The organism is Mangrovibacter phragmitis, from assembly GCF_040429585.1.
In the GTDB taxonomy this organism is placed as follows: domain Bacteria; phylum Pseudomonadota; class Gammaproteobacteria; order Enterobacterales; family Enterobacteriaceae; genus Mangrovibacter; species Mangrovibacter phragmitis.
Genome location: NZ_CP134782.1, coordinates 4085915 through 4099233, shown reverse-complemented (window position 1 = coordinate 4099233; position 13319 = coordinate 4085915). Strand labels below are relative to the sequence as shown.

The 13319-nt window shown below is 51.4% G+C and carries 11 protein-coding genes; 4 read left to right on the top strand and 7 right to left on the bottom strand.

The window, feature by feature from the left end; genetic code table 11:
• Positions 1–235: 235 nt before the first annotated feature.
• On the bottom strand, positions 236–1435 hold the full coding sequence (gene mtnK, locus MPHASIOC01_RS19925) for an S-methyl-5-thioribose kinase (RefSeq protein ID WP_064599587.1): 1200 nt from the start codon (positions 1433–1435) through the stop codon (positions 236–238).
• 117 nt (positions 1436–1552) lie between these two features.
• Here mtnK and mtnA point away from each other — a divergent pair, with 117 nt between their 5' ends.
• Positions 1553–2578, top strand: a complete 1026-nt coding sequence (mtnA, locus tag MPHASIOC01_RS19920) for an S-methyl-5-thioribose-1-phosphate isomerase (RefSeq protein ID WP_353613123.1) — start codon at positions 1553–1555, stop codon at positions 2576–2578.
• 46 nt (positions 2579–2624) lie between these two features.
• Here the strand turns inward: mtnA and MPHASIOC01_RS19915 are convergent, their stop codons facing one another.
• From MPHASIOC01_RS19915 to MPHASIOC01_RS19905, 3 genes are read right to left on the bottom strand one after another with little or no spacing between them, the layout of a single operon-like run.
• The gene (locus tag MPHASIOC01_RS19915; RefSeq protein WP_353613122.1) at positions 2625–3167 is read right to left on the bottom strand and encodes an acireductone dioxygenase; all 543 of its coding nucleotides are present in this window, start codon (positions 3165–3167) and stop codon (positions 2625–2627) included.
• Positions 3168–3171: 4 nt separating this feature from the next.
• A complete protein-coding gene (gene mtnC, locus MPHASIOC01_RS19910; protein WP_064599593.1) occupies positions 3172–3852 on the bottom strand; it encodes an acireductone synthase in 681 nt (226 codons plus the stop codon).
• Positions 3849–4463, bottom strand: coding sequence for a methylthioribulose 1-phosphate dehydratase (locus MPHASIOC01_RS19905; RefSeq protein ID WP_353613121.1), 615 nt, complete (start codon positions 4461–4463; stop codon positions 3849–3851). The genes mtnC and MPHASIOC01_RS19905 overlap by 4 nt, the downstream gene beginning before the upstream one ends.
• A gap of 141 nt (positions 4464–4604) precedes the next feature.
• On the opposite strand from MPHASIOC01_RS19905, the gene MPHASIOC01_RS19900 reads away from it, so the two are divergent.
• On the top strand, positions 4605–5768 hold the full coding sequence (locus MPHASIOC01_RS19900) for a pyridoxal phosphate-dependent aminotransferase (RefSeq protein ID WP_353613120.1): 1164 nt from the start codon (positions 4605–4607) through the stop codon (positions 5766–5768).
• 68 nt (positions 5769–5836) lie between these two features.
• On the opposite strand, the gene MPHASIOC01_RS19895 is transcribed toward MPHASIOC01_RS19900, so the two are convergent.
• A complete protein-coding gene (locus MPHASIOC01_RS19895; protein ID WP_064599599.1) occupies positions 5837–7255 on the bottom strand; it encodes a sugar porter family MFS transporter in 1419 nt (472 codons plus the stop codon).
• A gap of 816 nt (positions 7256–8071) precedes the next feature.
• Here MPHASIOC01_RS19895 and ahpC point away from each other — a divergent pair.
• Entirely contained in the window at positions 8072–8635 is a 564-nt protein-coding gene (ahpC, locus tag MPHASIOC01_RS19890) for an alkyl hydroperoxide reductase subunit C (protein ID WP_064599601.1), read from the top strand.
• Between the two features lie 130 nt (positions 8636–8765).
• Positions 8766–10331 carry an alkyl hydroperoxide reductase subunit F gene (gene ahpF / locus MPHASIOC01_RS19885; protein WP_353613119.1) on the top strand — a complete coding sequence of 522 codons (1566 nt, stop codon included), beginning with the start codon at positions 8766–8768 and terminating at the stop codon, positions 10329–10331.
• A 116-nt stretch (positions 10332–10447) separates the two neighbouring features.
• Here the strand turns inward: ahpF and MPHASIOC01_RS19880 are convergent, their stop codons facing one another.
• Positions 10448–11824 carry a GntP family permease gene (locus MPHASIOC01_RS19880; protein WP_064599774.1) on the bottom strand — a complete coding sequence of 459 codons (1377 nt, stop codon included), beginning with the start codon at positions 11822–11824 and terminating at the stop codon, positions 10448–10450.
• A 473-nt stretch (positions 11825–12297) separates the two neighbouring features.
• Positions 12298–13104, bottom strand: a complete 807-nt coding sequence (locus MPHASIOC01_RS19875; protein ID WP_353613118.1) for a ribonuclease T2 family protein — start codon at positions 13102–13104, stop codon at positions 12298–12300.
• Positions 13105–13319: the final 215 nt, after the last annotated feature.

Genomic DNA, 13319 nt, shown 5'->3' with positions numbered 1-13319 from the left:
GCAATATGCGGCTGACCAGGCCTCAGGTTATTCAGCCCTGTGATGTGTTGGTGGATGCGCAGCGAATATCTGCAGCACTGGCTGTAACGCCGGGCTGTCAATTTTCAGTACCTGGGCTGATTTACGGTACGCCAGCGTTGATATCGTCTGGAGCGATGTTCACCGCAGTGGAGCAATATATTACTGCCAGAGGGAGAGAGCCATTGGTAAGTGACTCTCTTCACCCTGAACGGGGTTAACTGTACTGCCGCACCCGCGCGATAAACTCTTCCACGTTGTCAATTTTATCTGCAATCAGAATCAACGCCTTACCCAGTGCCAGCGCCTGGCGCTGGCAGGCAAGGCGCATGGCGTCATCGGTAATGGTGTCGATATCAGCTACATGGGATAACCCTACAGTGCGGCGGATAAGCTCCGTACCTGCATAGCCAATCGCATCGTGCCACACTTTGTTCAGGAACTGGCTGGTGTAACCGGGGCAACCCAGCGCCTGGTCACGGGTTTTCTCGCGCGCCAGTGCCTGGAAGCGCTCCGTAAAGGTGTGCCAAAATTCGCAAATATCCGCCAGGCGTTGCTCGCGTGCATCGGCGGCTTCACGCAGCGGGAGCAAACCGGGTAATCCACAGTAATTGAGCAACAGGTTGCCAATTGCTGTACCCGGGTCAAACCCGGCGGGGCCGAAGAAACCAAATTCGGCATCAATGGCTTTAAGGCGGCCTTTGGCGACAAAAACAGAACCACTGTGGATGTCACCGTGCAGTAGTGCTTCCGCATGGGAGAAAAAGCGGTGTTTAAGGGCGCTCACAGCAAGCTTCAGGTCTGTGTCTTCACGCAGGGCGGCAACCTCGCTTTCCAGTGCCGCAGGGTAATTATTGCGTTCGTGCTGGCAGTACGGGTCGTTAAAAAACAGGTCTTCAGTGATTTCGCACATGTCCGGGTTAATAAACCGCGCGACTTCGGCTTTTTTCTGGTGCGGGTGCAGGTAAAAATCGGAAGTATGAAACAGCACCTGCGCCAGGTATTCACCTAACTGGCTGGCGGCCTGCGGATAATATTCACCGCGAATCAGTTCGCCGCGCCAGATACGGTAACTGGATAAATCTTCCATCACCATGACGGCGAGTGCCGGGTCAAAGTGCAGAATATGGACTGTATGTTGTGGGCAGTGCTGGTAGTGGGCAATAAGGGTTTCCGCTTCCAGGCGGGCGCGGTCGAGGGTTAATGGCCAGGATTCCCCTACGCAGCGCACATAAGGTAACGCCTGTTTAACAATAATGCGGCTTATTCCTGCGTTGTCGAACACCTTAAACACCAGGTTAAGGTTACCGTCGCCCACTTCTTCAGCATGGGTCAGTGTTTCCGGGTTCGCCAGCCCACCATGTTGTTGAGCCCAGGCAACGGCGTCCCTGGCGGTAAAAGTGCGGTAGTGCGACATGTGACTTCTTTCCTCTTCAGTTCTGGCATTCTGGTTAATAAGCCGTTCAGACGTCTATACATCCGCTTTCCATCCTGACACAATAGAACACATCAACGCAACAAGGATTTAACTAAAATGAATAATCTCCAGACCACCAGCTTGCGCATTGCCAACAACCAACTGTGGATCCTCGACCAGCAGGCCTTACCGCAACAGTCAAACTGGCTGGATGCCAGTACAGTCGAATTATTGGTGGGCCATATCCATGCTTTACGGGTGCGTGGTGCGCCCCTGATAGGGCTATCTGCCAGTCTGTTACTGGCTTCGCTGGCGGAACGTGGTGAGAGCCGTGAAAAGCTGGGGGCGGCGCTGGAAACATTACGCGCCGCCCGGCCAACAGCCGTTAACCTGATGAATAACCTCGACCGGATGAAACAGGCGCTGGGCCAGAGCGACTGGGCCGGTGCCTTGGTTAATGAAGCCTGGCGGCTGGTGGAGGAAGACAAACAACTGTGTGACGCTATTGCTCTGGCTGGCAGTAAGTTAGTTACGCCCGGCAGCCGCCTGTTAACTCATTGCAACACCGGTGGGCTGGCGACGGCAGGGTGCGGAACTGCGCTTGGGGTGATTCACAAAGCCTTTCTGGCAGGCAATGTGCAGCAGGTTTGGGTGGATGAAACACGCCCGCTATTGCAGGGCGGGCGTTTAACCGCCTGGGAACTGGGAGAACTGAATATCCCCTACCAACTGATTTGTGATTCCATGGCGGCCAGCCTGATGGCAAAAGGCGAGGTGGATGCTGTATGGGTGGGTGCTGACCGCATTGCCGCCAATGGCGATGTGGCGAATAAAATTGGCACTTACAGCCTGGCGGTGCTGGCAAAGTACCACGGTATTCCGTTTTATGTTGCGGCACCGATTACCACCCTGGATTCATCCTGCCCGAATGGCGAGGCTATTCCTATTGAGCAACGGGCGGCAGTGGAAGTAACCGGCGTGGCAGGGAGTTTTGGCGCGGTGCAGTGGGCGCCAGCGAATGCGCAAGTTTGCAACCCGGCGTTTGATGTCACCCCGGCAGAGCTGATTAGTGGCTGGGTACTGGACAGTGGCGTGATTACCCCGGAACAGGTGCGCGACGGGGTGTTTAAAGCTCAGGCCTGAAGAGTGGCGCGGCCAGGTAACCAGTCAGCCTGGCCGCAGGCAGGATTCAGTCAATGCGCGGGTAAATATCAGCAATAGGGTTACCGGTAAATTTTGCCACCCAGCCTTCCGGGTTATCAAAAATACGAATGGCGGTGAAATTGGGTTGTGAACCCATGTCGAACCAGTGTGGTGTGCCTGCGGGAACAGAAATTAAATCATTTTTTTCACACAAGACCTGGTAAACCTTGCCGTTCAGGTGCAGGCAGAATAAACCCGCGCCTTCAACGAAGAAACGGACTTCGTCTTCACCATGAGTATGTTCAGCGAGAAATTTTTCCCGCAGCGCCGCTTTCTCCGGGTGACTGGCGCGCATGCTGATAACATCCCAGCTTTGGTAGTTTTTCTCGGCAACCAGCTTTTCAATTTCGTGCTGGTAGGCTGTCAGCACTGTTTCTGGTGTCGGCGCTTCTCCCAGTGGCTGGTTAGCTTCCCAGCGTTCAAAACGCACACCGGCGGCATTGAGTTGTTCGCGGATAGCCTCTGCGTCCTGGCTGTGCCAGAGCGCCTGGCTGGCATCGTTTTCGGAATAAATGGTAAGTGTGCTCATTCAGTTATGCCTCTGGGTTGATGGCGCTAAAGTCGCCAACCTGGGGGTGCTGGCTGGCGTTATCCGCCGCGCCACGAATCAGTTGTACGGTTTGCCAGCCTGCTTCGCGCGCGGCATCCAGCTCCTGGCGTATGTCTGATAAAAACAGTAATTCACCTGGTGCAAAACCCGTTTTGCGGGCGATTGCCTGGTAAGAAGCTGTTTCCCGCTTGTGGCCAACATGTGTATCGAAATACCCGCTGAACAACGGCGTGATATCACCTGCGTCACTGTAACCAAACAGCAGTTTCTGCGCGGCGACAGAGCCAGACGAATAAACATATAACGCAATACCTGAAGCCTGCCATTTTTGCAGTGCTGGCAGCACATCCGGGTAGAGGTGACCGGTGAAGTCACCTTGCTGATAACCGGTTTGCCAGATCATGCCTTGCAGGGCTTTGAGCGGGGTTGATTTGCGGTCTTCATCCATAAAGGCCAGAAGTGCGCTGACCACTTCGCGGGTAGTGGCTTGTGGCTGGCCGATTTCGTTGCGCACGGCATCCAGTTCAGCAGCAACATCGGGTTGTTGCTCATGGCTGGCAATAAATGCAGCGAGATGCTGGCGTGCATAAGGGAATAATACATTGTGTACAAAGCGGATATCACTGGTGGTGCCTTCTATATCCGTCACGATGGCTTTAATCATAATACCTCCAGGCGGCGGCGCAGTATTTCGCATTCAAATAAGAATTCCAGCCCTTCCAGATGGCGGCGGGCTTCCTGAACACTTCTTCCCCAGCAGGTCAGGCCGTGGCCGCGTAGCAGGAACCCCCATTGCAGGTCGTCTTTGCTGGTTTCCGAGTTAATTCGTTGCACCAGTGCACTGATATCCTGGTTGTTATCAAACACCGGGAGTTGCAGGGCATCCAGGTGCGACGACTGGCCGCGCAGGGATTTTTGCATTTCGTAGCCCTGAAGTGTCAGGCGGTTGCCTTTGACCAGGCGAGATAACACGGTCGCGTTAACAGTGTGAACATGGAGAACCGCCTGTGCTTCAGGGAACAGGCGGTAAATAAGGGTATGCAGCCCGGTTTCCGCAGAAGGTGTACGCCCGGAGGGCGCGGTATTGTCGCCAATGTTGACCTGCAAAAAATCGCTTTCTGTCAGGCTGCCTTTATCTTTACCGGATTCACTCAGCCAGCACCATTCGGAGTCCTGGCGCAAAGACATGTTGCCGCCAGTTGCGGGAGCCCAGCCTTTGGCACCGAGCCAGCGACAGGCCGCGACTAATTCCGCCAGTTGCAGTTGTTGTGTCATTACGTTCCTTATTATGTGCAGGAGTTATTCGGGCATGACATTATTATTTGGACGTCTAAGCGTCTTGATTGCCAAATATTAACATCGTGTTATAGTTGCAGCAACACAAGCATTACAACAAAATACCGGAAAGGGGAGAGAATGAAGAGTAGTAACCCTTTGATTCCAAAAAGTAAGTTACCAGCATCGGGTGTCACTATTTTCACCCAGATGAGCGCTCTGGCACAGCTTCACCAAGCCATTAACCTGTCTCAGGGGTTCCCTGATTTTGACGGGCCTCGTTATTTACAAGAGCGCCTTGCCTGGCATGTTGCTCAGGGGGCAAACCAGTATGCGCCCATGACCGGGGCTCAGCGACTGCGGGAAGCCATTTCCCGCAAAACAGCGGAGTTGTATGGCTGGCTGCCGGATGCTGACAGTGAAGTCACCGTCACTGCCGGAGCGACAGAAGCCTTGTATGCAGCCATTACTGCATTAGTGCGCACCGGTGACGAAGTGATTTGTTTTGACCCCAGTTACGACAGCTATGCCCCGGCTATTGAACTGGCTGGTGGCGTGGTGAAGCGCCTGGCGTTACAGCCGCCGCATTTCCGGGTGGACTGGGACGCATTCAAAAACATGCTTACGCCGAAAACCCGTATGGTTATCCTCAATACGCCCCATAACCCCACCGCAACCCTGTGGCAACAGAGCGATTTCGTCCAGTTATGGCAGGCTATTGCAGACCAGGAAATCTATGTGCTGAGCGATGAAGTGTATGAGCACATTTGTTTTGCGCCTGAAGGCCATGCCAGTGTACTGGCGCATGAAGCGTTGCGTGAGCGCGCTGTGGCGGTATCATCATTTGGTAAAACTTACCATATGACAGGCTGGAAAGTGGGCTACTGTGTGGCTCCTGCTGCCATCAGTGTGGAGATCCGTAAAATTCACCAGTACCTGACATTTTCGGTGAATACTCCGGCACAACTGGCCCTGGCAGATATGCTGGAGGCAGAACCGGAACATTACCGTACACTGCCAGCGTTTTACCAGGCGAAACGTGACCGTTTTGTTAAGGCATTAGCTGCCAGCCGCCTGGAGGTTTTACCCTGCAGTGGAACCTATTTCTTACTGGCGGATTACAGTGCCATTTCTGATATGGATGATGTGAGCTTTTGCCGCTGGTTAACGGCTGAACAGGGTGTGGCGGCAATACCGTTGTCTGTATTCTGTGCCGACCCGTTCCCCCATAAACTGATTCGCCTGTGCTTTGCCAAGCAGGAAGCAACGCTGGATGCGGCGGCAGAGCGTTTGGTGAAACTGTGATTGTTTTGGTGGTTGTAATATGAAAAACCTGGCGCCGGTAACAGCGCCAGGTTTTTGGGGGTGGGTTATTACTGGCCGATATCGCGCAGTTTTTTACCGGTCATCAGATTACGTTCAATATGTTCCAGTGTGACGTTTTTGGTTTCCGGAATCAGTACAAAGGTGACAATGATGAACAGAACGTTCAGCGCGGTATACAGCCAGAAGGTACCCGCGGCGCCAATGCTGTCGAGCAGTGTCAGGAAAGTGGCCCCAATAATCATATTGGAAACCCAGTTGGTAGTGGTGGAGCAGGTCACACCAAAGTCACGGCATTTCAACGGCTGAATTTCAGAGCACAGGATCCACACGACCGGTGCAGCACTCATGGCATAACCTGCAATACACATCATAGTCATACCAACAGACAACCAGGACAGTGCGCCAGAGCTGTGCCCACCTTCTACCTGCATCAGGCAATAGCCGAGAATCAGTGTCCCCAGCGCCATCACCGTAAAACCAATTTTCAGTGCAGGTTTACGCCCGGATTTATCAACAGTGAACACGGCAATAAATGTAGCAAGCATAAAGGTCAGCCCAACAACCACCGTGGCCATCATTTGTTGTTGAGTACTGGTGAACCCCGCCATTTGGAAAATTTTGGGCGCGTAATACATGATGATATTCATCCCGGTAAATTGCTGCATTGCCTGCAACAACATCCCCAGGAATACCGCACGGCGCACGTTGTGGTTGCTTTTAAACAGTGCCCAGCCACCTTGTTTAACTTTCAGGCTTTCACGGATTTCATTCAGTTCTTCGCGGGCTTTTTCTGAGGAATCGCGCAGCATATGCAGTACTTTTTCTGCCTGGTTGTGCTGGCCTTTTGCCGCAAGCCAGCGTGGGCTGTTTGGCAGGAATACCACCATCACCAGTAAAGCGAGTGCCGGCAGTGCCAGAACACCGAGCATGGCGCGCCAGTTACCGCTATAACTCAGAGCAGTATCTGATAAGAACGCCAGCAAGATACCCAGTGTCACCATCAACTGGTACATGCTGATCATTTTGCCACGTACATTCTCTGATGCCATTTCAGACAAATACAGTGGCGCGGTGTAAGAGGCAATCCCAACCGCAATTCCCAGCACAACACGGGATAGCAGAAGGATTTCCAGGTTGGTGGACATCGCTGAGCCAAGCGAACCGAGTATAAACAGAATTGCGCCCGCCATCAGGCTGTATTTGCGGCCCAAACGGAAAGATAACCAGCCATTAAAAAGTGCTCCCAGCGCCGCACCGAGCATCATACTGCTGACAACCCATTCCTGTGCCTGGCTGGTTAAGGTGAAGTAGTGAGTAATAAAAGGCAGAGCACCTGATATAACGCCGATATCCAGACCAAACAGCAGGCCAGCCACGGCAGCTGAGATCGAGACAAACAGATTCATCCGGCGCGCTCTTTGTGCCTGGATGGACAGTATATCGCCTGTTTCGCTGACATAAGACATAGTGTAACTCCAGCATAGGGTTGTTTTTATGAGGCTACGGTACGGTATTTCCGTTTATTTGCGTCTGGCTTAAATCGTCAGTGATATGGATTATTGTGCTTCAGCATGTTGTTTTGTGATGTGCGTTCCATAATGAAAGCATGTGTTACATCACGAAATCTTTCCGGTATATAAGGTGAGCCGCGATTTTACTCACCTTTTAAGCAGCGGAGTGGCCGGTTTTTAGAGGTTGTGAATATGGATAATTCTTGTTTTTGGTTTTTTGTTGTTCAACGGTTACATGCTGTGCTGCTAATAACTTTTTGCATGTGACTGCCACAGATAATGCCCGGATGGTGAGCGCGTTCTTGATTTATATTCCCTTTTTTATGTATGGTTATTTATGCCTGTATTACAGGCCCGGCACCATAGCCACTGTTATATACAGACAGGCTTATGCCGGAGAAAAGGAGCCTCGGCTTGTTTGATATGTAAAACCAATCACAGCCATAGGCAGGATGTAAGGCCGGAAGCATTGTCCGCCAGCCAGACAGATGGTGTAATCTTGAGTTGTTACGCCTGAAAAATGGAGTGACAGTATACGCCAGCTATGGCACTGAAGTACTGAGTGGTATTTCAGTCTCGGGCCGCCTTCCGGGTGGCCTTTTTATTTTAAGGCTCCCGACAGGGCGTGCTGGTCTGGCGGTTCATACGTCAGGTTGCAACAATAAGCGTGCATAGTAGGTATTGCTTATTGATTTGATAACGTAAACGCATTGGCTGAAGTGACGAATATTCGCTACTTTATATCCCGTCGATAACACGGAGGAAGTATAGATGTCCTTAATTAATACCAAAATTAAACCTTTCAAAAACCAGGCATTTAAAAACGGTGAATTCATCGAAGTTACCGAAAAGAGTGTTGAAGGACGCTGGAGCGTGTTCTTCTTCTACCCGGCTGACTTTACCTTCGTATGTCCGACAGAACTGGGCGACGTAGCTGACCACTACGACGAATTCCAGAAACTGGGTGTTGATATTTACTCTGTATCGACTGATACCCACTTCACTCACAAAGCATGGCACGACGAGTCTGACACCATCGCTAAAATCAAATACGCGATGATCGGCGACCCGACCGGCACCCTGACCCGTAACTTCGAAAATATGCGTGAAGATGAAGGTCTGGCTGACCGCGGTACTTTCATCGTCGACCCACAAGGCATCATCCAGGCTATCGAAGTTACTGCTGAAGGCATCGGCCGTGACGCTTCTGACCTGCTGCGTAAAGTGAAAGCGGCTCAGTACGTTGCGACTCACCCAGGCGAAGTTTGCCCGGCTAAATGGAAAGAAGGCGATGCCACTCTGGCTCCGTCTCTGGACCTGGTTGGTAAAATCTAATTACCACACCTCACTGGTGCAAGTGCTGTAATAGCCACTTGCACTGGTCAAAAAAATCGCCCGAACTGACGGGCGATGAATCAACGCATTCGGGTGCCTGGCACCCGAATTTCTTGCCAGGGAGATAAACATGCTCGACGCAACCATGAAAACACAGCTTAAGGGTTACCTTGAGCGTCTGACTAAACCTGTTGAGTTGATTGCCACACTGGATGACAGTGCACAGTCCGCTGAAATCAAGGAGCTTCTGGCAGAAATAGCGGAATTATCTGACAAAGTTTCTGTTAAAGAAGACAACACAAGGAATGTACGTAAACCGTCGTTCCTGATAACTAACCCAGGCAGTGAACAGGGGCCGCGTTTTGCTGGTTCACCGTTGGGACACGAATTTACCTCACTGGTGCTGGCATTGCTGTGGACCGGTGGGCACCCGTCAAAAGAAGCGCAGGCTCTGCTTGAGCAGATCCGCGATATCGACGGTGATTTTGAATTTGAAACTTACTATTCGCTCTCTTGCCACAATTGCCCGGATGTTGTTCAGGCACTGAATTTAATGGCTATCCTCAATCCGCGTATTAAACATACTGCGATTGATGGCGGTGTTTATCAGAATGAGATAACTGAACGCAACATCATGGGTGTTCCTGCGGTGTTTGTGAATGGTCAGGAATTTGGTCAGGGGCGCATGACTCTGGCAGAAATCGTCGCCAAAGTGGATACCGGTGCAGAAAAACGCACTGCAGAAGAGCTGAGCAAGCGCGATGCTTATGATGTGTTGATTGTGGGCTCCGGCCCGGCAGGCGCTGCCGCAGCCGTTTACTCTGCACGTAAAGGTATTCGTACCGGGTTGATGGGGGAGCGCTTTGGCGGCCAGATCCTTGATACAGTAGATATCGAAAATTATATTTCAGTGCCGAAAACCGAAGGTGCAAAACTGGCGGGTGCGCTTAAATCCCATGTTGATGATTATGATGTGGATGTGATTGACAGCCAGAGTGCGGCGAAACTGATCCCGGCAGATGTTGAAGGTGGCCTGCATCAGATTCAGACGGCATCCGGTGCAACGCTGAAAGCACGCAGCATCATTCTGGCAACCGGTGCCAAATGGCGCAATATGGGGGTTCCTGGTGAAGACCAGTACCGTACTCGCGGCGTAACGTATTGCCCGCACTGTGATGGCCCGTTGTTTAAAGGTAAACGTGTTGCCGTGATTGGTGGTGGTAACTCGGGTGTTGAAGCGGCGATTGACCTTGCAGGTGTGGTTGAACATGTCACCTTGCTTGAGTTCGCGCCAGAAATGAAAGCCGACCAGGTATTGCAGGACAAAGTGCGAAGCCTGAGCAACGTGGATATCATTCTGAATGCGCAAACCACGGAAGTGAAAGGCGATGGCACTAAAGTGACCGGCCTTGAATACCGTGACCGTAATAGTGGTGATGTGCATCAGTTGTCACTGGCCGGGATTTTTGTGCAGATTGGTTTACTGCCTAATACCACCTGGCTTGACGGGGTTGTTGAATGCAACCGCATGGGTGAAATTATTATTGATGCGAAATGCGAAACCAGTGTGAAAGGGGTATTCGCTGCGGGTGACTGCACCACCGTGCCGTACAAGCAGATAATCATTGCGACTGGCGAAGGGGCAAAAGCGTCTCTGAGCTCATTTGATTACCTGATTCGCACCAAAACAGCATAATTAATTGTTCATACAGTAAAAAGGCTGCCATTTGTTGGCAGCCTTTTTTTACTTTTACGGTAACTAACGGTAAAGCTGCCATACCGGGGCGTTACCGGAACCGTTCAGGTACAGGCTTACAGGATAAGACTCCCCAGGGCTGCCAGCAGGAAAGCAATTGTTCCCAGCAAGGTCTCCATTACAGTCCAGGTTTTCAGTGTGGTTTTCTCATCCATTTCAAGGAAACGACCAACCAGCCAGAAGCCTGAGTCGTTCACATGTGACAGCACGGTAGCGCCGCCTGCGATAGCAATCACAATAAAACACAGGTCGAACTGGCTGAGGCCTGGTGTTGCCTGCACCATCGGTGCAACCAGTGCCGCTGTGGTGGTTAACGCAACCGTTGCCGAACCCTGAGCCACACGCAAAATTGCCGACACAACAAATGCTGCGACAATCAGCGGTAACCCAATGTTGCTCAGAACATCGGCCAGCGCATTACCAATACCACTGGCGCGCAGTACACCACCAAACATCCCACCGGCACCGGTTACCAGCACGATGGCGCAAATTGGCCCCAGCGCACCATCACAGATTTTTTCCAGGTGCTGGCGGCTACGGCTGCCACTGAAAACTTGCAGTGCGAAGAACACAGTAATCAGCAGGGCTACCGGTGTTTTACCCAGCATACGTAAGATTTGTACCAGTGTGTTATCTGCTGAAACCCAGCCGATAACGGTTGCCGTATTCAGGCCTGTATCTAAAAAGATAAGGATCAGCGGCAGCATCAGAATTGTCATTACCATGCCGAAAGAGGGGGGCTGATGCGACGCGTCACGTTCAATGTCACCCAAAAATGATGACGGTAATTTCACGTCAAATTTTTTGCCAGCATATTGCCCGTAGAGGTACGCACCGATATACCAGGTCGGGATAGCGATAATCAGGCCAAGGATAACCAACAGACCAATATTGGCACCCAGTAAATCACTGGCGGCAACCGGGCCTGGGTGGGGCGGAACCAGCGCATGCATGACTGCAAAAGCACCGGCAGCCGGGAAAGCATATTTCAGGGTGGAACCACCGAATTGCTTCGCCACGCTGAAGATAATTGGCAGCATCACCACCAGGCCTGCATCGAAAAAGATAGGAAAGCCGAACATCAGCGAGGCAACACCAATTGCCAGTGGTGCGCGCTTCTCACCAAACTTGTTAACCAGGGTGTCTGCGAGAACTTGCGCTCCACCAGAAACCTCAAGCAGCCGGCCAATCATGGCACCCAGACCCACCAGCAAGGCTACACTCGCCAGTGTACTGCCAAATCCATTTAACAGCGTGGGAACCACTTTGTCGAAAGGCACTTTTGTTACCAGCGCCACCAGAATGCTGACCAGAGTGAGGGCCAGAAATGCATGTACCCGGAAACGCATAATGAGGATTAGAAGAACAACTACCGAGGCAGCAGCAATCCCCAGAAGGGTGCCTGCACTATATGCGTGTGTTAATTCTGTCATGGAATAACCCCTATGAACTTGAGCGTAGTACGAAAAGGAAAACCCTTCGTTCTGTGCTGATACCGGTAACATGATACTGGTAACATTCTCTGCACTTAAAGCGTTCCTGACATGTTTATTAATATTTTGAGATGTATATCAAGCATTAGATATAAATACCCACTTTGTTGATCTGCACACTTGTTTTTAAAAAATAGCTTTGTTAGCGCATTGATTTTTAAATGTAATCGCTATGTTAATCATTATATTAATTATAGTGTTATCACCGGATATAACCCCGGGCGTGAGAATAAATAACGTTTTTATGGTGCGTGGGTAAAATTAAATTATGACAAGAATGAAGGGATGACAGTCACTCAGGAGGCGTGACGATGGGCGAAAGGGCTTAAGTGAGCACATAATTATTCCCACTGGATGCCATATTCAGGGGGGGAAAAGTGCCCGTTAATTAAATGACAGGCATAAAAAATGTGTCAGAAACCGGCCGCGTCCAGGCGGAATTGTGCCGGGCAGTTACCGGGGTGAGCGCCAGGCGCAAAACTGCCTGCCGATAATGGTGCGTTGATGCTGCCAGCCCGAATGGCGATTTGGATTTCTGTCAGCCATGCCGGGTTGCCGTGGCACATAAAACGGAAAGCTTTTACACTTTTCTCGCCATAAGCCTTGCTGATTGCCTGGTTAAGCGCATCGCGCGAAACGGTTTCGCCATAATGGCTGGCAAGAAAAGCGCCAGGGATACTGTGGCGAATCTCACTATTAAGCCGCAACATGGTGCCAAAGTAGTCATCGGGTACAAAACCAAAACAGACCCCATGTTTTGCGTATTCATAGCGTTCAAGGCATGAAGTGCCACCTGCGCCCGGCATGTGTTGCACCAGTTGCGCTGCCAGCGAAGGCGAAATGCCCGTATCAGGAGCGGCGCATTTTCTGCTGGCTTTTACTTCTGGCATATCAGGAACCGGGCGGGTTGCACAACCAAACCGCATCCAGCGGCGCCTGTCCACTCCCTGACGGGCAATACTGCGAGGCAGGTCTGGCCATAACCCGTGAATGGTCAGAAACTGCGTTTTGTCTGCCTGTTCCTGCTGGTTCTGGCATTCTGCGGGTAATGCGCGCTGGCTTTGGTGCATTGTTTCACAAAAACCCGGTTGCCAGGAAAGCGCCAGAACATAGTGGTCAAAGTCACTATAGCGCTGTGCCTGCAGTGGAGCGCCATAGCCTGGTATGGCAAGCGAAAACAGTGCGGCGAGAAAAGCGCCAGTTATTATGCGGTTAATCATGTGCCTGTCATTACGTTTGTTGCTGTTGTGTTCAGGGCTACAGTGTAGCCCTTTTCGGGAGCTGAGTCTGATGACAAACCTCATGTTCGCACAGAACGAGAGGATGTCACCCAATAAAAACCAGGAAAATCAATTTATTGATTTTCGCCCGCTAACTAAAAAGAAGGAAAAACCACGCTTTTTCCTTCTTTTTCATCAAGCTGAGCCCCCTTTTT